At 73.6% G+C, this 21,188-nt stretch carries 20 protein-coding genes; 14 read left to right on the forward strand and 6 right to left on the reverse strand.

Going from position 1 to position 21,188, the window contains the following annotated elements; genetic code table 11:
- Positions 1–185 precede the first annotated feature (185 nt).
- From ACIQ8B_RS30790 to ACIQ8B_RS30805, 4 genes are all read left to right on the forward strand, one after another.
- Positions 186–1,175 carry a multicopper oxidase domain-containing protein gene (locus ACIQ8B_RS30790; RefSeq protein WP_403551356.1) on the forward strand — a complete coding sequence of 330 codons (990 nt, stop codon included), beginning with the start codon at positions 186–188 and terminating at the stop codon, positions 1,173–1,175.
- Positions 1,176–1,263: 88 nt separating this feature from the next.
- Entirely contained in the window at positions 1,264–2,304 is a 1,041-nt protein-coding gene (locus ACIQ8B_RS30795; protein WP_290011132.1) for a LacI family DNA-binding transcriptional regulator, read from the forward strand.
- Positions 2,305–2,411: 107 nt separating this feature from the next.
- Positions 2,412–3,206, forward strand: a complete 795-nt coding sequence (locus ACIQ8B_RS30800; RefSeq protein ID WP_403551359.1) for a VOC family protein — start codon at positions 2,412–2,414, stop codon at positions 3,204–3,206.
- 148 nt (positions 3,207–3,354) lie between these two features.
- Positions 3,355–3,603 carry a WhiB family transcriptional regulator gene (locus tag ACIQ8B_RS30805; RefSeq protein ID WP_403551361.1) on the forward strand — a complete coding sequence of 83 codons (249 nt, stop codon included), beginning with the start codon at positions 3,355–3,357 and terminating at the stop codon, positions 3,601–3,603.
- 16 nt (positions 3,604–3,619) lie between these two features.
- Here ACIQ8B_RS30805 and ACIQ8B_RS30810 read toward each other — a convergent pair whose 3' ends face one another.
- The 3 genes from ACIQ8B_RS30810 to ACIQ8B_RS30820 all read right to left on the reverse strand — a co-directional run bounded on the left by ACIQ8B_RS30810 (position 3,620) and on the right by ACIQ8B_RS30820 (position 8,689).
- Positions 3,620–4,594: an acyl-ACP desaturase gene (locus tag ACIQ8B_RS30810; RefSeq protein ID WP_290011135.1), complete on the reverse strand. Its 975-nt coding sequence runs from the start codon at positions 4,592–4,594 to the stop codon at positions 3,620–3,622.
- A gap of 197 nt (positions 4,595–4,791) precedes the next feature.
- Positions 4,792–7,056 carry an ATP-binding cassette domain-containing protein gene (locus ACIQ8B_RS30815; RefSeq protein ID WP_403551363.1) on the reverse strand — a complete coding sequence of 755 codons (2,265 nt, stop codon included), beginning with the start codon at positions 7,054–7,056 and terminating at the stop codon, positions 4,792–4,794.
- A 10-nt stretch (positions 7,057–7,066) separates the two neighbouring features.
- Complete coding sequence (locus ACIQ8B_RS30820) at positions 7,067–8,689, reverse strand: ABC-F family ATP-binding cassette domain-containing protein (RefSeq protein ID WP_403551365.1); 1,623 nt, start codon at positions 8,687–8,689, stop codon at positions 7,067–7,069.
- Positions 8,690–9,011: 322 nt separating this feature from the next.
- On the opposite strand from ACIQ8B_RS30820, the gene ACIQ8B_RS30825 reads away from it, so the two are divergent.
- Positions 9,012–9,647, forward strand: coding sequence for a GPP34 family phosphoprotein (locus ACIQ8B_RS30825; RefSeq protein ID WP_403551367.1), 636 nt, complete (start codon positions 9,012–9,014; stop codon positions 9,645–9,647).
- A gap of 62 nt (positions 9,648–9,709) precedes the next feature.
- Here ACIQ8B_RS30825 and ACIQ8B_RS30830 read toward each other — a convergent pair whose 3' ends face one another.
- Positions 9,710–10,657, reverse strand: a complete 948-nt coding sequence (locus tag ACIQ8B_RS30830) for an SDR family NAD(P)-dependent oxidoreductase (protein ID WP_290011139.1) — start codon at positions 10,655–10,657, stop codon at positions 9,710–9,712.
- A 178-nt stretch (positions 10,658–10,835) separates the two neighbouring features.
- Here ACIQ8B_RS30830 and ACIQ8B_RS30835 point away from each other — a divergent pair, with 178 nt between their 5' ends.
- Complete coding sequence (locus ACIQ8B_RS30835) at positions 10,836–11,450, forward strand: TetR/AcrR family transcriptional regulator (protein WP_290011140.1); 615 nt, start codon at positions 10,836–10,838, stop codon at positions 11,448–11,450.
- Between the two features lie 143 nt (positions 11,451–11,593).
- Here ACIQ8B_RS30835 and ACIQ8B_RS30840 read toward each other — a convergent pair whose 3' ends face one another.
- Entirely contained in the window at positions 11,594–12,007 is a 414-nt protein-coding gene (locus ACIQ8B_RS30840) for an SsgA family sporulation/cell division regulator (RefSeq protein ID WP_290011141.1), read from the reverse strand.
- A gap of 235 nt (positions 12,008–12,242) precedes the next feature.
- Here ACIQ8B_RS30840 and ACIQ8B_RS30845 point away from each other — a divergent pair, with 235 nt between their 5' ends.
- The 4 genes from ACIQ8B_RS30845 (at position 12,243) to mmpA (ending at position 14,748) form a co-directional block, all read left to right on the forward strand.
- Complete coding sequence (locus ACIQ8B_RS30845) at positions 12,243–13,367, forward strand: WD40/YVTN/BNR-like repeat-containing protein (protein WP_403551370.1); 1,125 nt, start codon at positions 12,243–12,245, stop codon at positions 13,365–13,367.
- A gap of 92 nt (positions 13,368–13,459) precedes the next feature.
- Entirely contained in the window at positions 13,460–13,783 is a 324-nt protein-coding gene (locus tag ACIQ8B_RS30850) for a plasmid stabilization protein (protein ID WP_403551372.1), read from the forward strand.
- 71 nt (positions 13,784–13,854) lie between these two features.
- Complete coding sequence (locus ACIQ8B_RS30855) at positions 13,855–14,562, forward strand: endonuclease V (RefSeq protein ID WP_403551374.1); 708 nt, start codon at positions 13,855–13,857, stop codon at positions 14,560–14,562.
- A gap of 48 nt (positions 14,563–14,610) precedes the next feature.
- Positions 14,611–14,748 carry a morphogenic membrane protein MmpA gene (gene mmpA, locus ACIQ8B_RS30860; RefSeq protein WP_290011145.1) on the forward strand — a complete coding sequence of 46 codons (138 nt, stop codon included), beginning with the start codon at positions 14,611–14,613 and terminating at the stop codon, positions 14,746–14,748.
- Between the two features lie 30 nt (positions 14,749–14,778).
- On the opposite strand, the gene ACIQ8B_RS30865 is transcribed toward mmpA, so the two are convergent.
- Positions 14,779–15,957 (reverse strand): saccharopine dehydrogenase family protein, encoded by a 1,179-nt coding sequence (locus ACIQ8B_RS30865; protein WP_403551376.1) that lies wholly within the window; start codon positions 15,955–15,957, stop codon positions 14,779–14,781.
- Positions 15,958–16,047: 90 nt separating this feature from the next.
- Between ACIQ8B_RS30865 and ACIQ8B_RS30870 the strand changes: the two genes are divergently transcribed.
- The 4 genes from ACIQ8B_RS30870 to ACIQ8B_RS30885 all read left to right on the forward strand — a co-directional run bounded on the left by ACIQ8B_RS30870 (position 16,048) and on the right by ACIQ8B_RS30885 (position 21,174).
- Complete coding sequence (locus tag ACIQ8B_RS30870; RefSeq protein ID WP_403551378.1) at positions 16,048–16,449, forward strand: MmcQ/YjbR family DNA-binding protein; 402 nt, start codon at positions 16,048–16,050, stop codon at positions 16,447–16,449.
- Positions 16,450–16,587: 138 nt separating this feature from the next.
- Positions 16,588–17,748 carry a CaiB/BaiF CoA transferase family protein gene (locus ACIQ8B_RS30875; RefSeq protein ID WP_403551380.1) on the forward strand — a complete coding sequence of 387 codons (1,161 nt, stop codon included), beginning with the start codon at positions 16,588–16,590 and terminating at the stop codon, positions 17,746–17,748.
- Positions 17,745–18,959, forward strand: a complete 1,215-nt coding sequence (locus ACIQ8B_RS30880; RefSeq protein ID WP_403551382.1) for an acetyl-CoA C-acetyltransferase — start codon at positions 17,745–17,747, stop codon at positions 18,957–18,959. Before ACIQ8B_RS30875 ends, ACIQ8B_RS30880 begins: the two co-directional genes overlap by 4 nt.
- A gap of 34 nt (positions 18,960–18,993) precedes the next feature.
- On the forward strand, positions 18,994–21,174 hold the full coding sequence (locus ACIQ8B_RS30885; protein ID WP_403551384.1) for a 3-hydroxyacyl-CoA dehydrogenase NAD-binding domain-containing protein: 2,181 nt from the start codon (positions 18,994–18,996) through the stop codon (positions 21,172–21,174).
- The last annotated feature ends 14 nt before the right edge of the window (positions 21,175–21,188 follow it).

Genomic DNA, 21,188 nt, shown 5'->3' on the forward strand with positions numbered 1-21,188 from the left:
GTGGACCGCACGTGGCCACCCACCCCTCCTCGGTCGCAGCAACAGCGTCAAGGAAGCTAGACCTCTTTGCGCCGGACGCCAATACCTATCGCAGCGAAGAAACGAACTTTGTCCTGAGTGTGGATAAACCCAGAGCCGACCGCTACGGTTTCACAGGTTCATGACAGCCACATGGGGAGTTCGGCATGGACAGACGCGGTTTCAACCGGCGGGTACTCCTGAGCGGCGCCGCAGTGGCGACGACATCGTTGTCGGCCGCTTCCGGGGCCGCGAGCGCCCCCGCGACGGCGAGGACCGCGCCCGCCGGGGGCGAGGTGCGCCGGATCAAGCTGTACGCCGAGCGCCTCGCCGGCGGGCAGATGGGCTACGGCCTCGAGAAGGGCAAGGCGACGATCCCCGGCCCGCTCATCGAGCTCAACGAGGGCGACACCCTGCACATCGAGTTCGAGAACACCATGGACGTCCCGGTCAGCCTGCACGTCCACGGCGTCGACTACGAGATCTCCAGCGACGGCACCCAGCAGAACCGGAGCGCCGTCGAGCCCGGCGGCACCCGCACCTACACCTGGCGCACCCACAAGCCGGGACGGCGCGCGGACGGCACCTGGCGGGCGGGCAGCGCGGGGTACTGGCACTACCACGACCACGTCGTCGGCACCGTGCACGGCACCGGCGGCATCCGGGGCGGCCTCTACGGCCCGGTGATCGTGCGCCGCAAGGGCGACATCCTGCCGGACGCCACCCACACCATCGTCTTCAACGACATGACGATCAACAACAAGCCGGCGCACACGGGCCCGGACTTCGAGGCCACTGTGGGCGACCGGGTCGAGATCGTCATGATCACGCACGGCGAGTACTACCACACCTTCCACATGCACGGTCACCGCTGGGCCGACAACCGCACCGGCATCCTCACCGGCCCCGACGACCCCACCCGGGTCGTCGACACCAAGATCTGCGGCCCCGCCGACTCCTTCGGCTTCCAGGTGATCGCGGGGGAGGGGGTGGGCGCGGGCGCCTGGATGTACCACTGCCACGTCCAGAGCCACTCCGACATGGGCATGGTCGGCCTGTTCCTGGTCCGGAAACCGGACGGCACCATCCCCGGCCACGACCCGCACGGGCACGCCCACACCGCGGGCGCCGGGGAGAAGCCGCGGCACGAGCACTGACGGGCGGCCCGCACGCGGCGAGAGCGCTCTCGCCGCCGGGCCGGCCGGGGCTATCCTTTCGGCCAACCGCCAGGTGAGGAGCCCCGAAGTGAGCGAGACGGCGTCACGTCCCACGCTGGAGGCCGTGGCCGCGCGGGCCGGGGTCTCCCGGGCCACGGTGTCCCGTGTGGTCAACGGCTCCGACGGAGTGCGCGAACCACTGGCCGAACGCGTCCGGCGCGCGGTGGACGAACTCGGCTACGTCCCCAACCAGGCCGCCCGCAGCCTGGTCACCCGGCGCCACGACGCCGTCGCCGTCATCGTGGCCGAGCCGGAGACCCGGGTCTTCGCCGACCCCTTCTTCGCCCGCCAGCTGCGCGGCATCAGCAAGGAACTGACCGCCCACGACAACCAGCTGGTGCTGCTGCTCACCGAGGACCGCGACGACCACGCGCGCGTCGCGCGCTACCTGGCCGGCGGCCATGTCGACGGCGCCCTGGTGTTCTCCCTGCACATCGACGACCCGCTGCCCGGACTGATCCAGCGGGCCGGACTGCCGACCGTGTTCGGCGGCCGGCCGCACTGGAACGGCGGCGAGGACGGCGTGCGGTACGTCGACACCGACAACCGCGGCGGCGCCCGCGACGCCGTACGGCATCTGCTCGGCCTCGGCCGCCAGCGGATCGCGCACATCACCGGCGCCCTCGACCAGACCTCGGCCGTGGACCGGCTCGACGGCTTCCGGGACGTCATGGCCGACCCCGACCCGGCGCTCGTCGAGGAGGGCGGCTTCACCGCCGCCGGCGGCGAGCGGGCGATGCGCGCCCTGCTCGGCCGCCGGCCCGACCTGGACGCGGTGTTCGCCGGGAACGACCTGATGGCGGCCGGCGCCCTGCGGGCGCTGCGCGAGCACGGCCGGCGGGTACCCGAGGACGTCGCGGTGGTCGGCTTCGACGACATGCTGCCGATCGCCGAGCAGACCGAACCCCCGCTCACCACGGTCCGTCAGGACATCGAGGAGATGGGCCGCCTGATGACCCGCCTGCTGCTGCGCGACCTGGACCGCGGCATCGCGCCGGACGAGACCGCGGGCGCCGGGCCGTCCGGGGTGGTGCTGCCGGTCACGCTGGTCCGCAGGGCGTCCGCCTGACCCCTGCCCCGGCCGGCCGCGGCCCGTCCGGGTGCCGTCCGGGCGATCGCCGGTGAGGGGTGGAAGACTCGACGGAGCAGGCGACGGGACTCCCCGGAGGAGGCACCATGCTCACCACCCGCTTCGTCGACGGCGCGCCCTGCTGGATCGACGTCGGCACGCCCGACCCGGAGGGCGCCGCGTCCTTCTACCGCGCCCTGTTCGGCTGGTCGTACCGCTCCGCGGGACCCGAGGGCGGAGGCTACGGCTTCTTCGAGCGGGCCGGCCGGATCGTCGCGGGCTGCGCGCCGGTCGTCCGCGACCAGGGACCGGCCGTCTGGACGGTGTACTTCCGCAGCCCCGACGCCGACGCCACCGCCGACGCGGTCCGCGACGCCGGGGGGAGCGTGCCGGAGCCGCCGGTCACCGTGGGGGAGCAGGGCCGGTCGGCGGTCGTCGCCGACCCGGCGGGCGCCCCCTTCGGCGTCTGGCAGCCCGGGCGGCGCGAGGGCCTGGAGTCGGCCGGCGAGGCGGGCAGCCTGTGCTGGGCCGAGCTGTACACGCCGGACATCGCCCGCGCCGCCGCCTTCTACCACGCGGTCCTCGGCTGGGAGACCTCCGCGGTGACCTTCCCCGGCGGCGTCTACACCTCCGCCGGCCCGCGGGCGGCCGGTGAGGGGGGCGCGTTCGGCGGGATGGTGCCGCTCGCCGACGACCCCGTGGAGCGGGACGAGGGCCGCTCGCACTGGCTGCCGTACATCGGCGCCGAGGACCCGGACACCGTGGTCGCGCGCGCCTCCGAGCGGGGCGGCCGGGTGCGGATGCCCGCCGCCTCGGTCCCCGGGGCGGGCCGGCTGGCCCGCCTGGAGGACCCGTACGGCGCGCGCTTCGCGGTGCTCAGGGGCGATCCGCGCCGGATCTGACGTCCGGCGCGCCGCCGTGCGCGGCCGGGCCGCCGGGCGTCATCATCGTGTCCGCCGCACGGCTTCGCCGGGCCGGGGCCGCCGCCCCGGGCCCGGCGTTGATGCCGCGTTGATCGAATGTTTTTCCCGCTCGGGCACGCTTCCGGCCATGCACACCGACACATTGACGCCACCCGACCTCACCTGGCAGGAGGAGGCGCTGTGCGCGCAGACCGGGGGAGACTTCTTCTTCCCCGAGCCCGGCAGCTCGGTCCGTGAGGCCAAGCGCATCTGCGGCCTGTGCCCGATCCGCGCCGCCTGCCTGGAGTACGCCCTCACCCACGACATGCGCTTCGGCGTGTGGGGCGGCCTGTCCGAGAAGGAACGCCACGAACTGCGACGCACCGGACACCGGTAGGGCCGCCCCGGCCGGCTCAGCCGGCGGCGCGGGCGGCCATCCGCGCCTTGCGGGCGGCGAGCTTCTCGTCGAACGTGCGCGCCTCGGCGTCCAGCCCGCCGAGGAACACACCGAGCTCCTCCTGCGCCTTGAGACCCTCCGGGCCCAGCCCGTCGATCTCCATGACCCTCAGGAAGCGCAGCACCGGCTGCAGCACGTCGTCGTGGTGGATGCGCAGGTTGTACACCTCGCCGATGGCCATCTGCGCGGCCGCCCGCTCGAAGCCGGGGATGCTGTGGCCGGGCATGCGGAAGTTCACCACCACGTCGCGGACCGCCTGCATCGTCAGGTCCGGGGCGATCTCGAACGCCGCCTTCAGCAGGTTCCGGTAGAACACCATGTGCAGGTTCTCGTCGGTCGCGATCCGCGCCAGCATCCGGTCGCAGACCGGGTCGCCGGACTGGTGCCCGGTGTTGCGGTGGGAGATGCGGGTGGCCAGCTCCTGGAAGGCGACGTAGGCGACCGAGTGCAGCATCGAGTGCCGGTTGTCCGACTCGAAGCCCTCACTCATGTGCGCCATGCGGAACTGCTCGAGCTTGTCCGGGTCCACCGCGCGCGAGGCGAGCAGGTAGTCGCGCATCACGATGCCGTGCCGGCCCTCCTCCGCGGTCCAGCGGTGCACCCAGGTGCCCCAGGCGCCGTCCCGGCCGAACAGCGTGGCGATCTCGTGGTGGTAGCTGGGGAGGTTGTCCTCCGTCAGCAGGTTGACCACGAGCGCGATCCGGCCGACCTCGGTGACCTTCGACTGGCCCTTCTCCCAGGCCTCGCCGTCCTCGAAGAGGCCGGGGAAGTTGCGGCCGTCGCTCCACGGCACGTATTCGTGCGGCATCCAGTCCTTCGCGACCTTCAGATGCCGGTTGAGTTCCTTCTCGACCACTTCCTCCAGCGCGTACAACAGCCGGGCGTCGGTCCAGACGGAAGGGCTGCCGAGGTGGGGAGGAGTAAGTGTCACGGGTGGCTCCAGGGGGACGGGGACATGCGGACGTGCCGGCGAGCGGTGCCGGACAACCTACGGCATCGTAGGCTACGTATCCGTAGGTTACGTGACCGTAGGCTAAGAGCACCGTAAGACCCCGCCGGTCAGCGGGGTTCCTCCGGCGCGGACGGGACCGTCACGAGTACCCGGATCCGCGCCCCGGGCACCCCGGCTCAGCCCGTGGCCCGCCGCAGATGCTCTCCGGTGAACGACCCCGGCGCCCGCAGCAGCTCGGCCGGCGTGCCCTCGAACACCACCCGGCCGCCGTCCTTCCCGCCGCCCGGGCCCAGGTCGATCACCCGGTCCGCGTGCGCCACCACCTGGAGGTTGTGCTCGACCACGACCACCGTGTTGCCCGCGTCCACCAGCCGGTCCAGCAGGCCGAGCAGACCGTCCACGTCCGCCATGTGCAGCCCGGTCGTCGGCTCGTCGAGCACGTACACCGCGCCGTCCCGGTGCAGCCGGGTGGCCAGCTTCAGCCGCTGCCGCTCCCCGCCGGACAGGGTGGACAGCGGCTGGCCCAGCGTGAGGTAGGTGAGCCCGACGTCCCGCAGGGCGCGCAGCCGCCGCCGTACGCCCGTGTCGTGGAAGAAGTCCAGGGCCTCGCCGGCGGTCATCTCCAGCACGTCGGCGACCGAACGGCCGTCGACGGTCAGCCGCAGCACTTCCTCGCCGAACCGCCGCCCCTCGCAGTCCGGGCAGGTGGTGGTCACCGGGTCCATGAACGCCAGGTCGGTGTGGAGGATGCCGCGGCCGCCGCAGGTGGCGCACGCACCGGTGGAGTTGAAGCTGAACAGGCCCGGTTCCGCGCCCGTCTCCCGCGCGAAGATCTTCCGCACGGTGTCCATGACCCCCAGGTACGTCGCCGGGGTGGACCGCCCGGAGATGCCGATGGACGACTGGTCGACCACCACGACCTCGGGGTGGGCGTCGGTGAACTCGGCGACCAGACTGCTCTTCCCGGACCCCGCCACCCCGGTCACCGCGGTCAGCACCCCGGCCGGGAAGCACACGGTGACGTCCCGCAGGTTGTGCCGGTTCGCCCCCTTCACCCACAACTCACCCGTGGGCTGCCGTACTTCCGTCTTCACCGCGGTGCGCCGCCCGAGGCACCGCCCCGTCGGCGTGCCCGAGGCGGCCAGCTCCCGCGGCGTCCCCTCGAACACCACCCTGCCGCCCTCGGCGCCCCCGCCCGGCCCCATGTCGACGACGTGGTCGGCCAGCGCGATGACGTCCGGGTCGTGCTCGACGACCAGCACGGTGTTGCCCTTGTCCCGCAGGCGCAGCAGCAGTTCACCCAGCCGGTGCACGTCCCGCGGGTGCAGTCCGACGCTCGGCTCGTCGAAGACGTACGTCATCCCGGTCAGGCTGGAGCCCAGGTGCCGTACGGTCTTCAGCCGCTGGCCCTCGCCGCCGGAGAGCGTGGACGTCGCCCGGTCGAGGCTGAGGTAGCCGAGGCCGATCCGGTCGATCCGCTCCAGCGCGGCGACGGCGGCCGCGGCGACCGGCCCGGCCACCGGGTCGTCGATCGTCCGCAGCACCGGGATCAGGTCGCACACCTGCATCGCCGAGAGGTCGGCGATGTTCCGGCCGTCGATCCGGGAGGCCAGCGCCGCCTCGTTCAGCCGGGCCCCGCCGCAGTCAGGGCAGACGCCCTCGGTGAGGAACTCCCGCACCAGGTCACGGGTCTTCTGGCTCATCCCCTCCAGGTCCCGCTTCAGATACAGCCGTTCGAAGCGGTCGGCCAGTCCCTCGTACTCGGTGGTCCAGGTGCCGCCCGTGCCGTGCACGGTGACCTTGCTGCCGGGCCGCCCCCGCATCAGGAACTCCCGCTCGGCGGCGGTGAAGTCGCGCACCGGCTTGTCCGGGTCCAGCTCGTCGCTGTTGGTGTACGCCTGCCCCTGCCAGGTGCCCGGGGCGAACGGCGGGAACCGGACCGCCCCCTCGGCGAGGGAGCGGTCCGGGTCGATGATGCGGTCCCAGTCCGGCCGTACGGTCCGGCCCAGTCCGTCGCAGCCGGGACACATGCCCGACGGGTCGTTGAACGAGTACGCGGTCGCCGGTCCCGCGCTCGGGGCGCCGTGCCGGGAGAACAGCACCCGCAGCACCGAGTGCACGTCCGTCATCGTGCCCACCGTCGACCGGGAGTGGCCGCCGACCGGCCGCTGGTCGACGACGATCACCGGCGTCAGGTGCTCCAGCGCCCGCGCGTGCGGCCGCTCGTACTTGGGCAGCCGGTTGCGGACGAACCAGGTGTACGTCTCGTTCAGCTGCCGCTGCGACTCGACCGCGATCGTGTCGAAGACGACCGACGACTTCCCCGATCCCGAAACGCCGGTGAACACGGTCAGCCGGCCCTTCGGGATGCGGAGCGAGACGTCCTTCAGGTTGTTCTCGGTGGCTCCGGTGAGGGTGAGGTACGCGTCCTGCTGGGTCATGCCGCCGACGCTAGGCGGAATACCCGACAGCTTCTGGCGTGATTTCCTTCAGCTCCCCTCCTTCCATCAGCAGCCAGCGCGTGATGCCGACCGACCGCAGGAACGGCAGGTCGTGACTGGCCACGACCAGCGCCCCCTCGAACGACTCCAGCGCCGTGGTGAGCTGCCGGACGCTCGCCATGTCCAGGTTGTTCGTCGGCTCGTCCAGCATCAGCAGCTGCGGCGCGGGCTCCGCCAGCATCAGCGCGGCCAGGGCCGCCCGGAAGCGTTCGCCGCCGGACAGCGTGGCCGCCCGCCGGTCGGCGCGGGCGCCCCGGAACAGGAAGCGGGCGAGCCGCGCCCGGATCCGGTTGTCGGTGGCGCCCGGTGCGAACCGCGCCACGTTCTCCGCCACCGTCAGCTCCGGGTCGAGGATGTCGAGCCGCTGCGGCAGGAACCGCAGCGGGACGTGCGCCGCAGCCTCGCCCGACACCGGCGGCAGCTCCCCGGCGACCGTGCGCAGCAGCGTCGTCTTGCCGGCGCCGTTGCGCCCGATCAGCGCCACCCGCTCCGGGCCCCGCAGGTCGAGACCCTTCACCCGGGCGCCGTACGCCGTTTCCAGATCCATCAGGGTGAGGACCTGGCGTCCCGGCGGCACGGCGGTGAACGGCAGGTCGACGCGGATCTCGTCGTCGTCCCGCACCGCCCCCACCGCGTCGTCGAGCCGCTCCTTGGCCTCGGCGAGCTTCTCCTCGTGCATGATGCGGTGCTTGCCGGCGGAGACCTGCGCCTGACGTTTGCGCTCGCCCATGACGACCTTGGGCTCGCGCTTGTTGTCCCACATCTTCTGGCCGTACCGCTTGCGGCGGGCCAGCTTGACCTGGGCGTCGGCCAGTTCACGCTTCTGCTTGCGCAGGTCGGCCCCGGCGACGCGCACCATGCGCTCCGCCGCCTCCTGCTCGACGGCCAGGGCCTCCTCGTACGCGGTGAGGTTGCCGCCGTACCAGGCGATCCCGCCCGGGCGCAGGTCCGCGATCTGGTCGACCAGGCCGAGCAGTTCCCGGTCGTGGCTCACCACGACCAGGACGCCCGGCCAGCTCTCGACGGCCGCGTACAGCCGTCTGCGGGCGTACAGGTCGAGGTTGTTGGTGGGTTCGTCGAGCAGCAGCACGTCGGGACGGCTCAGCAGCAGCGCGGCCAGCCGCAGCATCACCGACTCGCCGCCGGACACCTCGCCGACGGTGCGGTCCAGGCCGATGTGTCCGAGGCCCAGCTCGCCGAGCGTGGCCAGGGCGCGCTCCTCGACGTCCCAGTCGTCGCCGACGGTCTCGAAGTGCTCCTCGGCCACGTCGCCCGCCTCGATGGCGTGCAGCGCGGCCCGCTTCCCGGCGATGCCGAGCGCCTCGTCGACCCGCAGCGCGGTGTCCAGCGTGACGGTCTGCGGCAGCCGGCCCACCTCGCCGGACACCCGGACGGAGCCGTCCGTGGGGGTGAGTTCCCCGGCGATCAGCTTGAGCAGGGTCGACTTGCCCGAGCCGTTGAGGCCGACGAGGCCGGTGCGGCCGGGGCCGAAGGCCGCGTCGAGGTCCTCGAGGACGACGGTGCCGTCGGGCCAGGTGAAGGAGAGGGAGTGACAGGTGAGTGAGGCTGGCATGCGGGCCTCCGCGGTTGCTGAGGGGGATCAGGGGCACACGCGTATCGAGACACCGCGGGAGGACGACCGGCAGCCGGGAAGGAATCCGTGGCATGAGAAAAGCCCTGGTGCGGAGGGACCGCAAGGACGGCTCGAACGCCGAGGTCGCACGCAGCGCACACACCTGACCGGTGTGAGGCGGTGTCTCAGAACCTCAGACGAGCAACGTCCTTCTCCCATCGACGGCAACAGAACCGACGACGACGTTACGCGCGGCCGCACCGGCCGTCAACGCGATTTCCGGACGCCTTCGGACCCCCTATCCCCGCACCGAGGAGGCCCCGTGCCCAACGGCCCGCTCTCCCTGCCGGCCCGCCTGTGCCTGCTGGCCTGGGACACCGACCCCACCCGGGCCGCCCCCGTGGTGCGGGCCGGCGCCCTGGCCGATCTCGCACGGCGCGGCCTGCTGGTCGACGACGACGGCATCGTCACCCCGCGCGACCTCGACTCCCGCACCGGCGACCCGGCCCTGGACGGGCTGCTGGAGCTGGTCAGCGAGTCCTTCCCGCACGACTGGCGCACCTGGGTGACGCTGCACGCCCGGCACACCCTGGACGCGGTGCGCGAGCACCTGGTGGCCGAGGGCGTGCTGCGGGCCGAGAAGCACCGGGTGCTGGGCGTGTTCCCGTCCGTGGACCACGTCCTGGCGGACACGGCCCGCGCGGACGCGCTGCGCGAGGAGGCCCGGCGGATCCTGTCCGGCTCCGCGGCGGCGGACGAGGTCCCGGCGACGACCGCGGTCGCGCTGACCCTGGCGGCCGCGGCCGGTCTTCCGCTCGGAGGCGACGACACGCCGCCCACCGCCGTCCTGTCCGCCCGCGCCTCGGAGACGTCCCCGGCCTTCGCCGCCGTCCTCGGCGAACTCCGCTCAGCCCTGCGGGACACGGCCCCGACGCCCTCACTGTCCAGGGGACGCTGAAAGCCCCGGGCGGATCCCCCGGCGCATCGGCTCGATCGGATCGAAGCGGTCGGTCGGCGTGGTCAGGAAGGACCTCCTGCCGACTCGGGAGCGGGCGCAGGAGCAGGCGCGGGCGCCGGCGCGGTTCTCGGGCTCCTGGACCGGTGGCTCATGGCGAGGACGCCGTCCATCAGCCGGGCCGGCAGGAAACGGGCGAGGGGGATGATGAGGGCGGCGTCCGCGCCGAGGGTGTACCGGGCGCGCGGGCGGCGTGTGGTCGCCACCCTGGCGATCCTGGCCCCGGCCTTCGCCGCCGGTACGGCGCGTTCGAGGAAGGCCGTGTTCGACGACACCGTCGCGTTGATGAGGCCGCCGTAGAGACGCTGGTGCTCGGCGCTCATCCCGGCGGCGAGACCGAGCGAGACGTCACCGCTGCGGGCGGCCATCTCGGTCCGGACGCCGCCGGGCTGGACGACGACCACCTGCACGCCGTGTGCCGAGACCTCGCGGCGCAGAGCGTCGCTGGCCGCTTCGAGGGCGAACTTGGTTCCCGCGTACGCGCCGAAGACGGGCAGCGCGGCCACCCCGCCCACGGAACTGATGTTGACGATCCTGCCCCGGCTCCGCCGCAGGAAGGGCAGGAGTTGCTGGATGACGGCGATGTGTCCGAAGAGGTTCACCTCGAACTGCTCGCGCCACAAGGTCAGGGGGAGCACCTCGACGGGGGCGTTGATCTCGATCCCCGCGTTGTTGACCAGAACACGCAGGGTGCGCCGCCCGGGGTCGTCGGCGATCCGCCGGGCCAGGGCCTCGACGTGCTCCGGGACGGTGATGTCCAGGACGACCGGTTCGATGCCGTCGGCCCGTACGGCGTCCGCCTCGGTGTCGGTGCGCACGCCGGCCAGGACGTGGTAGCCCATCGCGGCGAGGGCCCGCGCCGTCGCGGCGCCGATGCCCGAGGAGGCGCCGGAGACGACGACGAGTTCGTCCCTTTCGCGAGGGTGCTCGCGCGGGTCTTTCCGTGGACGCATCACAACGGCGGGTCCCTTCAGGAGGCGGTGTCCCACGACCGCGAGGCAGTCCCACGACCGGCGGGGCCGACACGGCTGTCGCCGGGGAGGTCGGCCGGGGGGATCCCGGCATACCCGCGAGAGTAGTCATTGACAACATTGTAGTCAATGACTACATCGCGCCGGGTAGGCTGACCTCATGCCTGACACCATCGAGCAGCGTCCCTACCACCACGGGAATCTCCGCACGGAGCTTCTCGACGCGGCGGAGCGCAGCCTGAGGGCGCACGGGGTCGAGCGGCTCTCCCTGCGGGACTTGGCACGGGACGTCGGCGTCAGTCACGCGGCGCCCCGCCGGCACTTCGCGGACCGCCGCGCGCTGCTGGACGCCCTCGCCGAGTCGGGCTTCGTCCGCCTGGGCGCGAGGCTGCGGGCCGCGGTGGACGAGATCGACGACGACGACCTGGCCGCTCGCCTGCACGCGTTCGCGTCGGCCTACGTCCGGTTCGCGACCGAGAACGCCGCGCTGACCGGGCTGATGAACGCCGCCAAGCACCGCCCGGGGGCGACCGCGGTCGCCGAGGCCGCCGCAGCCGCGTTCGGGCAGATCGGTGACCTGATCGAAGAGGGCCAGTCACGCGGCGAGTTGGAGGAGGGCGACCCGGAGGAGATCGGACTGGTCATCTACGCCACCGTCCTGGGGATCACGTCCATGCTCACCAGCGGCATGATCGGACCGGGACGGCTCGAGGGGCTGGTGGACACGGCGGTGACGCAGTTCCTGCGAGGCGCCCGCCCGACGGAGCCGCACTGACCCGGCCGCCGGCCGAACGCGGCCACCCGGACCGATCCCTCTCGTGCCCAGGCCTCCTTTCGGGGCCGTGCCCGCTCCCTTTCGCGCGTCGCGCGCACGCGGGTCCGCCGCGTTCCGCAGGGCGCCCCGCCCCGCGGAACCGCTCACGCGTCCCGCATCAGTTCCGCCAGGTCGTGGTCCAGGTCGAGGCGGAGGTGTTCGAGGCCGGTCGGGACCAGCTCGCTCGTCGCCGCCAGGAAGCGGCGCAGTTCGCCGGAGCGGACGTGGACCACGGCCGTGCCCTCCGGGGCGTGGAACTCCAGCACCGTGCGGTCGTAGCCGTACGGACGGACGCGTACGTCGCCGTGGCCCTCCGGGGCCTCCATGCCCGCGGCGAGCAGGTCGCGGGCGAACGTCCAGCACACGTCGACGCCTTCGAGCGTGGCGGGCGCGGGGAAGGTCATGCGGACGGCGAACGGGTCGTCGCCGTCGTAGTGCAGCGTGGCGGGGATGTCGGCCATCCGCGGCGCGGCGGCGACCAGGCGGGCCTCTACGGGCTGCTCGATGACGGTGGACAACGCCTTGCTCCCTCGTGACGGCTGGGCGGGCTTCCGGGCGGATCGTGTTCGTCGGCTACCTAGGAGACGCTGGAATCGGCCATTCCGTGCGCATGGAGAGCGAGTGACCTCTGTCACCGCCTTCATGCGCCCGAGTGACACGTCTCTCCTCCCGTCCCGCACGGGCCACCTGGGGCGGCGCCCGCCGGGCGGGCGCTCTGGACGGCGTCCGGCCCGTGGGCTAGCTTCGCCCGCCATGAGGCGCTCGGGAAGCACGCGACGGACGGAACCGACGGGACGCGGGGGGCGGCGCTTCCGCCGGGCGGCCGCGGTGGCCGCCTGCACGGCTGCGCTCGCGGCCCTCACCGCCGTACCCGCGCAGGCGCACGAGCGTCCGAAGGACCGTGCCCCGCACTGGGAGTTGAAGGACACCGGCACTCCCGACGTGCGGTTCCGCGGTCTCGCCGCCGTCAGCCGGGACACGGCGTGGGTCGCCGGAACCCGCGGCACCGTGCTGCGCACCACCGACGGCGGCCGGGCCTGGCGGGACGTCTCGCCGCCCGGCGCGGGGGAGTTGCAGTTCCGGGACATCGAGGCGTTCGACGCGCGGCGGGCCGTCGTGCTGGCCGTCGGGGAGGGCGAGGACTCCCGCGTCTACCGCACCGACGACGGCGGAGCGACCTGGACGGAGACCTTCCGCAACCCGGACGCCCGCGCCTTCTACGACTGCCTCACCTTCTTCGACCACCGGCACGGCCTGGCGATGAGCGATCCCGTGGGCGGCAGGTTCCGTATCCTGTCGACCCGCGACGGGGGCCGCTCCTGGACCGTGCTGCCCGACACCGGCATGCCGCCGGCGCTGGAGGGCGAGGCCGGGTTCGCCGCGAGCGGCCAGTGCCTGGTGTCGTCCGGGCCGAAGGACGTCTGGCTGGCCACCGGGGGAGCGGCCCGCGCCCGCGTCCTGCACTCCGCCGACCGCGGCCGCACCTGGACGGCCACCGACACCCCGATCCCGGCCGGCGGCCCGGCGCGCGGCGTCTTCGCCCTCGCCTTCCGCGACCGCCACCACGGTCTCGCCGTCGGCGGCGACTTCAACCCCGGCCTGCCCTCGCCCGACGCCGCAGCCCGCACCGGCGACGGCGGCCGCACGTGGCGCCCGGCCGCCGGATCCCCGCCCGCCTACCGCTCCGGCGTCGCCTGGCTCCCGCACAGCCGCGCCGCCGCCCTCGCCGTCGGCCCCACCGGCACCGACCTGACCACCGACGGCGGCCGCACCTGGCGGACCGTCGGCACCGGCTCGTACGACACCGTCGACTGCACGCCCGACCGGGGCTGCTGGGCGGCGGGGGAGAAGGGCAGGGTCGCCCGGCTGGAGCAGTGACGCCGGGTGAGGGCCCTACATCCCGCCGACCGGGGTACCCGACCGCTGTACGCGACCGAGCGCTCGCCGAGCGCGGGAGAAAGTGAGCGCACATGCCAAGCGGTTCCAGCCCCAAGCGGGAGCGTCAGTACGAGCACATCAAGGAGAGCGCGGAGGACCGGGGCGAGAGCACCGGGCGCGCCGAGGAGATCGCCGCCCGGACGGTGAACAAGGAACGCGCCCGGTCCGGCGAGTCGAAGACGGCCAGCCGGACGTCGACGCAGGACATGTCCTCCGGCAAGCGCGGCGGCCAGCGGTCCGGCAAGGGCTCCCAGGGCCCGACCCGCGACCAGCTCTACGAAGAGGCCAAGAAGCGGAACATCGAGGGCCGTTCGAGCATGAACAAGGGCCAGTTGCAGCGGGCGCTCGGCAAGTGAGCCTGCCTCCGCGCGTCAGGGCGGGCCGGGCGGCCGCCCTCCCGCGCGGCGCCCCGTAGGCTCGGGGCACCATGACGACGACCGTACGCACACCGGCCGGCTGGCCCGTCACCGAGGAAGAGGCCCGCGCGGTCCAGGACGCGCTCCGCGCGAAGGTGGTGCTCGGCGAACCGGGGCCGCCGCCCGGCACCGGCCACGTCACCGGCGTCGACGTGGCCTACGACGACGAGCGGGACGTGGTCGCCGCCGCGGCCGTCGTCCTCGACGCGGGGAGTCTGGACGTCGTCGCCGAGTCCACGGCCGTGGGGCGGATCTCCTTCCCGTACGTTCCCGGGCTGCTGGCGTTCCGCGAGATCCCCACCGTGCTGACCGCCCTCGACGCCCTGCCCTGCGCGCCCGGCCTGGTGGTCTGCGACGGTTACGGCCTCGCCCACCCCCGCCGCTTCGGCCTCGCCAGCCACCTCGGCGTCCTCACCGGCCTCCCCACGATCGGCGTGGCCAAGAACCCCTTCACCTTCACCTACGCCGAACCCGCCGCCCCGCGCGGCAGCACCTCCCCCCTCCTCGCCGGCCACGAGGAGATCGGCCGCGCGCTGCGCACCCGGGACGCCGTCAAACCGGTGTTCGTGTCGGTGGGCCACCGGGTGAGCCTGGACAACGCCTGCGCCCACACGCTCGCGCTGGCCCCCGCCTACCGCCTCCCCGAGACCACCCGCAGGGCGGACGCCCTGTGCCGCCGCGCCCTCCGCGAGGCAGCACCTGCACCCACGGCGGACTGAGTACGCGTACGGATGCCCGAACGGCCGCCCGACGGCAGGGTGTTCGCCATGTCGACCCACCGCAGCCGGCGTTCCCCCGTACGCCTCACCGACCGAGCCGTCACCCTGGCCCTCACCCTCGCGGTCCTGGCGGGCCTGGGCTGGGTGGCGGGCATGATCTACACCCTGCTCGCCTGGCCGCTCTGACGCCGGTGCCCGCGAGGGCTTCGACGGCCGTCAGCGAACCGCCGCCACCCGGAACCCGATCCCCGCCTCCCGCAGGCGTCCGATCAGCGCGTCCCCCATCGCCACCGCCGTCGTGACCTGACCCGACGTCGGGGGCAGGTCGTCGAGGGCCAGGCACAGCGCGCTCTCGGCGAGCATCTTCGCCGTCTCGTCGTAGCCCGGGTCGCCGCCCGAGACCTCCGTGTAGACCCGGCGGCCGCCGCCCTCGCCGACGAAGCGGACCGTGAACCAGCTGCGGGCCCGCTTCTCGGGGCTCGGGCCGTCCCCCGGCGCGAGGCGGGCGGACAGGGCGCGGCGCAGCGGCGGGACCTGGGCCGCCGCGACCAGCGTGCCGACCGCGGCCACGCCGCCCAGGGCGACCGGCAGACTGCGCACCGCGGCGTAGTGGCGGTAGCGGAAGTCCGGGCCGTAGCGGGCGATCGCCTTCGCCGAGCGGCGCACGATCTGGCCGTCGATCGTCGGCAACGGAAGCGCCCACGCGTCGACCTCCGGCGCGTAACGCGGGGCGCCCGTCGGCGCGGAGGCGCGGCGGCCCACCAGCCGGGGCTCGTGGCGCCGGCGGTCCCGTGCGGCGGCGCGCAGCCTGCCAGGGCGGGCGAACTGGTTCAGCGCCGAGGCGAACGTGCCGCCCGAGAAGGCCGCGTCGGCGGTGACGTACCCGTCGACCGTCAGCGGCACGTCCGCCGGCAGCTGCCGCACCGTGAAGTACGCGCCCAGGTCGTGCGGCACCGAGTCGAAGCCGCAGGCGTGCACCAGCCGCGCGCCGGTCTCCCGCGCGCGGGCGTCGTGGCGGACGTACATCAGGTCCACGAACTCCGGCTCGCCCGTCAGGTCGGCGTAGTCCGCGCCGGTGTCCGCGCAGGCGGCGACGAGTTCCTCGCCGTACTCGACGTAGGGCCCCACGGTGGTGGCGACCACGCGCGCCTGCTCGGCGAGGGCGCGCAGCGTGGCCGGCTCGGACACGTCCGCCCGCAGCACGCCCGCCTTCTCGCCGCCGGGCAGCCGCTCCCGCAGCTCCTCGAGTTTCCGTTCGCTGCGTCCCGCGACCGCCCAGCGCAGGTCCTCCGGCGCGTGGGCGGCCAGGTACTCCGCGGTCAGCGCCCCGGCGAAGCCGGTGGCCCCGAAGAGCACGATGTCGTACGGACGGTCCGTCCTGTTCAGCCTGCTCATGACACCCCTTGGTCGTGCAGCCGCGCCGCTGTCGGTGGCCGAGGCTAGCGTGAGGGGTGCGGAGCCCGACGACGAGTCCGGAGGAAAGCGATGGCCGTGCCGCGGAACGCCCTGAGGAAGCGGGAGAAAGTACGCGACCGGGCCCTGCGCCTGCCGGGCGCCGTCGGGGATCACCCCTGGGGCGAGACGGTCGCCGAGGCCGACCGGAAGGTGTTCGTCTTCCCGGGCGTCGACGACGGAAGTCACCCGCTCGGGGTGACCGTGACGCTGACGGACGAGACGGCGCACGCCCACGCACCCGCCTGCCCGGGCGCCGAGCCCGCCGGGTACGGCCCGGGCCGGGCCGGCCGGGTCCGCGTCCCGCCGGAGCCCGCGGGCGCCCCGGCGGCCGGGCTGCTGTGCGACCGGGCGGAGGAGAGCTGCCGCACGGTCGCCACCGAGCGGCGGGCGGCCGGGCTCGACGCGCGGGCGGCGGAGCCGGGGGCCCGCTGAGACGGCCGGAGCGGGGGCGGCCCGGAGACCGCCCCCGTAGAGTGGCCAAGCGCTTGCTCGCCCGCCCTTGTGCCCGGTGGGCGGTGTTCTTAACATCGCAGGTGTTACACCAGAAGTGTCACAGTCGATGGGGGTTCGATGACGGAGGCGACGGCGCCGGACCACGGCCCGCTCACCGGCGTGCGCGTGGTCGAGCTGGCCGGCATCGGCCCCGGCCCGTTCGCCGCCATGCTCCTCGCCGACCTGGGCGCCGACGTCGTACGCGTCGACCGTCCCGGCGGCCCCGGACTCGGCATCGACCCCGCCCGGGACGTCACCAACCGCAACAAGCGCTCCGTGGTCGTCGACCTGAAGGCCCCGGACGGCCCCGGCCGCGTCCTCGGGCTCGCCGAGCGCGCCGACATCCTCATCGAGGGCTACCGCCCCGGTGTCGCCGAGCGCCTCGGCGTCGGCCCCGAGGACTGCCGGGCCCGCAACCCGCGCCTGGTCTACGGCCGGATGACCGGCTGGGGCCAGGACGGCCCCCTCGCCGACCGCGCCGGACACGACATCGGCTACATCGCCGTCACCGGCGCCCTCGGCATGACCGGCGAACCCGGCCGGGCCCCGGTCGCCCCCGCCAACCTCCTCGGCGACTACGCGGGCGGCTCCCTGTACCTGGTGGTGGGCGTCCTCGCCGCCCTCCACCACGCCCGCGCCACCGGCGCCGGACAGGTCGTCGACGCCGCCGTCGTGGACGGCACCGCCCACCTCACCTCGATGATCCACGGCATGCTCGCCGCCGGCGTCTGGCAGGACCGCCGCGGCGCCAACCTCCTCGACGGCGGCTGCCCCTACTACGGCACCTACGGGACGGCCGACGGCGGGCACATGGCCGTCGGCGCGCTGGAGCCGCGGTTCTACGCCGAGTTCCTGCGCCTGCTGGACCTGGAGGACCTCGCCGGGGCGCACGGCGACGTCACCCGCTGGCCGGAGCTGCGCGCCCGGGTCGCCGGGCGGTTCGCCTCCCGCACCCGCGACGCGTGGACGGCCGTCTTCGAGGGCACCGACGCGTGCGTGGCGCCGGTGCTGTCGCTGCGCGAGGCCCCGCGCCACCCGCACCTCGCCGCCCGCGCCACCTTCACCGACCACGCGGGCATCACCCAGCCCGCACCCGCGCCGCGGTTCTCCGCGACGCCCGCCACCGTCCGCACCGGGCCCGCCCGGCCGGGCGCCGACACCGAGGACGTGGCCCGCGACTGGGACGTACCCGGCCTGGTGTCCCCGCCCTCGAACCCTCAGCGAAAGGCCTCCTCGTGAGCACCGAAGCGTATGTGTACGACGCGATCCGCACCCCGCGCGGGCGCGGCAAGGCGAACGGCGCCCTGCACGGCACCAAGCCCGTCGACCTGGTCGTCGGGCTGATCCACGAGATCCGCGCCCGCTTCCCCGGACTCGACCCGGCCGCCGTCGACGACATCGTGCTCGGCGTCGTCAGTCCGCTGGGCGACCAGGGCTCCGACATCGCCCGGATCGCCGCCGTCGCCTCGGGCCTGCCGGACACGGTGGCCGGCGTGCAGGAGAACCGCTTCTGCGCCTCCGGGCTCGAAGCGGTCAACATGGCCGCGATGAAGGTCCGTTCGGGCTGGGAGGACCTGGTCCTCGCGGGCGGCGTGGAGTCCATGTCCCGCGTGCCCATGGGCAGCGACGGCGGCGCCTGGTTCAACGACCCGATGACCAACCTCGAGGTCAACTTCGTGCCGCAGGGCATCGGCGCGGACCTCATCGCCACCCTGGAGGGCTTCTCCCGGCGGGACGTCGACGAGTACGCCGCCCTCTCCCAGGAGCGGGCGGCCACGGCATGGAAGGAGGGCCGCTTCGGGCGGTCCGTCGTCCCGGTGAGGGACCGCAGCGGCCTGGTCGTCCTCGACCACGACGAGCACCTGCGCCCCGGCACCACCGCCGACTCCCTCGCGAAGCTCAAGCCGTCCTTCGCGGACATCGGCGAGCTGGGCGGCTTCGACGCCGTCGCGCTGCAGAAGTACCACTGGGTGGAGAGGATCGACCACGTCCACCACGCGGGCAACTCCTCCGGCATCGTCGACGGCGCCGCCCTGGTCGTCGTCGGCTCCAAGGAGGTCGGCGAGCGCCACGGCCTCACCCCGCGCGCCCGGATCGTCTCCGCCGCCGTCTCCGGCTCCGACCCCACGATCATGCTGACGGGGCCGGCGCCCGCCACCCGCAAGGCGCTCGCCAAGGCCGGGCTGACCATCGACGACATCGACCTGGTCGAGATCAACGAGGCGTTCGCGGCCGTCGTGCTGCGGTTCGTGAAGGACATGGGCCTGTCGCTGGACAAGGTCAACGTCAACGGCGGCGCCATCGCGCTGGGCCACCCGCTCGGCGCGACCGGCGCGATGATCCTCGGCACCCTCGTCGACGAACTGGAGCGCCGCGACAAGCGCTACGGGCTCGCCACGCTCTGCGTCGGCGGCGGCATGGGCATCGCCACCATCGTCGAGCGCGTCTGACCCCCTCCCGACGGATCACCTGGAGCACACCCTCATGAGCAGCGAGTCCACCACCATCCGCTGGGAGCAGGACGACACCGGCGTCGTCACCCTCGTCCTCGACGACCCCCACCAGTCCGCGAACACCGTGAACAAGGCGTTCCGCGACTCCTTCGCCGCGATCACCGACCGCCTGGAGGCGGAGAAGGACTCGATCCGCGGCGTCATCCTCACCTCCGCCAAGAAGACCTTCTTCGCCGGCGGCGACCTGCGCGACCTGATCCGGGTCACCCCCGACACCGCCCAGGACCTGTTCGACGGCGGCCTGGCCTTCAAGCGCCGGCTGCGCCGCATGGAGACCCTCGGCAAGCCCGTGGTCGCCGCCATCAACGGCGCCGCCCTCGGCGGCGGTTACGAGATCGCCCTGGCCTGCCACCACCGCATCGCCCTGGACGCCCCCGGCTCCAAGATCGGCTGCCCCGAGGTCACCCTGGGCCTGCTGCCCGGAGGCGGCGGCGTGGTCCGCACCGTGCGCCTGCTCGGCATCACCGACGCGCTGCTGAAGGTGCTCCTCCAGGGCACCCAGTACAGCCCGCGCCGCGCCTTGGAGAACGGCCTGGTCGACGAGGTCGCCGAGACCCGCGAGGAGATGCTCGCCAGGGCCCGCGCCTTCATCGACGCCCATCCCGAGTCCGCGCAGCCCTGGGACCGGCCCGGCTACCGCATCCCCGGCGGCACCCCGTCGCACCCGAAGTTCGCCGCCAACCTGCCCGCCTTCCCGGCCAACCTGCGCAAGCAGACCGGCGGCGCCCCCCACCCGGCCCCGCGCAACATCATGGCCGCCGCCGTCGAGGGCGCTCAGGTCGACTTCGAGACCGCCCAGGTGATCGAGGCCCGCTACTTCGTGGAGCTGGCCGCGGGACAGACGTCGAAGAACATGATCCAGGCGTTCTTCTTCGACCTCCAGGCGGTCAACTCCGGCGCGGGCCGCCCCAAGGACGTCCCGGCCCGCAAGGTCACCAAGGTCGCCGTCCTCGGCGCCGGCATGATGGGCGCCGGCATCGCCTACTCCTGCGCCCGCGCCGGCATCGACGTCGTCCTCAAGGACGTCTCCCCCGAAGCCGCGCTCAAGGGCAAGGGCTACTCCGAGAAGCTGTGCGCCAAGGCCGTCGCCAAGGGCCGCACCACGCAGGAGAAGGCCGACGCGCTGCTCGCCCGGATCACGCCCACCGCCGAGGTGTCCGACCTCGCCGGCTGCGACGCGGTCATCGAGGCCGTCTTCGAGGACACCTCCCTCAAGCACAAGGTGTTCCAGGAGGTGCAGAACGTCGTCGCGCCCGACGCGCTGCTGTGCTCCAACACCTCCACCCTGCCCATCACCGCCCTCGCCGAGGGCGTCGAGCGGCAGGAGGACTTCATCGGGCTGCACTTCTTCTCGCCCGTCGACAAGATGCCGCTCGTGGAGATCATCAAGGGCGCGCGCACCGGCGACGAGGCCCTGGCCCGCGCCTTCGACCTGGTGCGGCAGATCCGCAAGACCCCGATCGTGGTCAACGACTCCCGCGGCTTCTTCACCTCCCGCGTCATCGGCCACTTCATCAACGAGGGCGTGGCGATGGTCGGCGAGGGCATCGAGCCCGCGTCGGTCGAGCAGGCGGCGGCCCAGGCGGGCTACCCGGCCAAGGTGCTCTCCCTGATGGACGAGCTCACCCTCACCCTGCCGCGGAAGATCCGCCGCGAGACGCAGCGGGCCGTCGAGGAGGCGGGCGGCACCTGGACCCCGCACCCGGCCGACGCGGTCGTGGACCGCATGGTCGACGAGTTCGGCCGGACCGGACGCTCCGGCGGCGCCGGCTTCTACGACTACGACGAGAACGGCGGGCGCGGCCTGCTGTGGCCGGGGCTGCGCGAGCACTTCGGCAAGCCCGGGCACACCATCCCGTTCCGCGACATGCAGGAGCGGATGCTGTTCTCCGAGGCGCTGGACACCGTCCGCCTGCTGGAGGAGGGCGTGCTGACCTCCGTCGCCGACGCCAACATCGGCTCCGTCCTCGGCATCGGCTTCCCCGGCTGGACCGGCGGCGTCCTGCAGTACATCAACGGCTACGAGGGCGGCCTGCCCGGCTTCGTCGCCCGCGCCCGGGAACTCGCCGAGCGCTACGGCGAGCGGTTCACCCCGCCCGCCCTGCTCGTGGAGAAGGCGGAGAAGGGCGAGGTCTTCACCGACGCCCGCTGATCCGGACGCGGCTC

Source organism: Streptomyces sp. NPDC096105 (assembly GCF_044763335.1).
Taxonomy (GTDB): domain Bacteria; phylum Actinomycetota; class Actinomycetes; order Streptomycetales; family Streptomycetaceae; genus Streptomyces.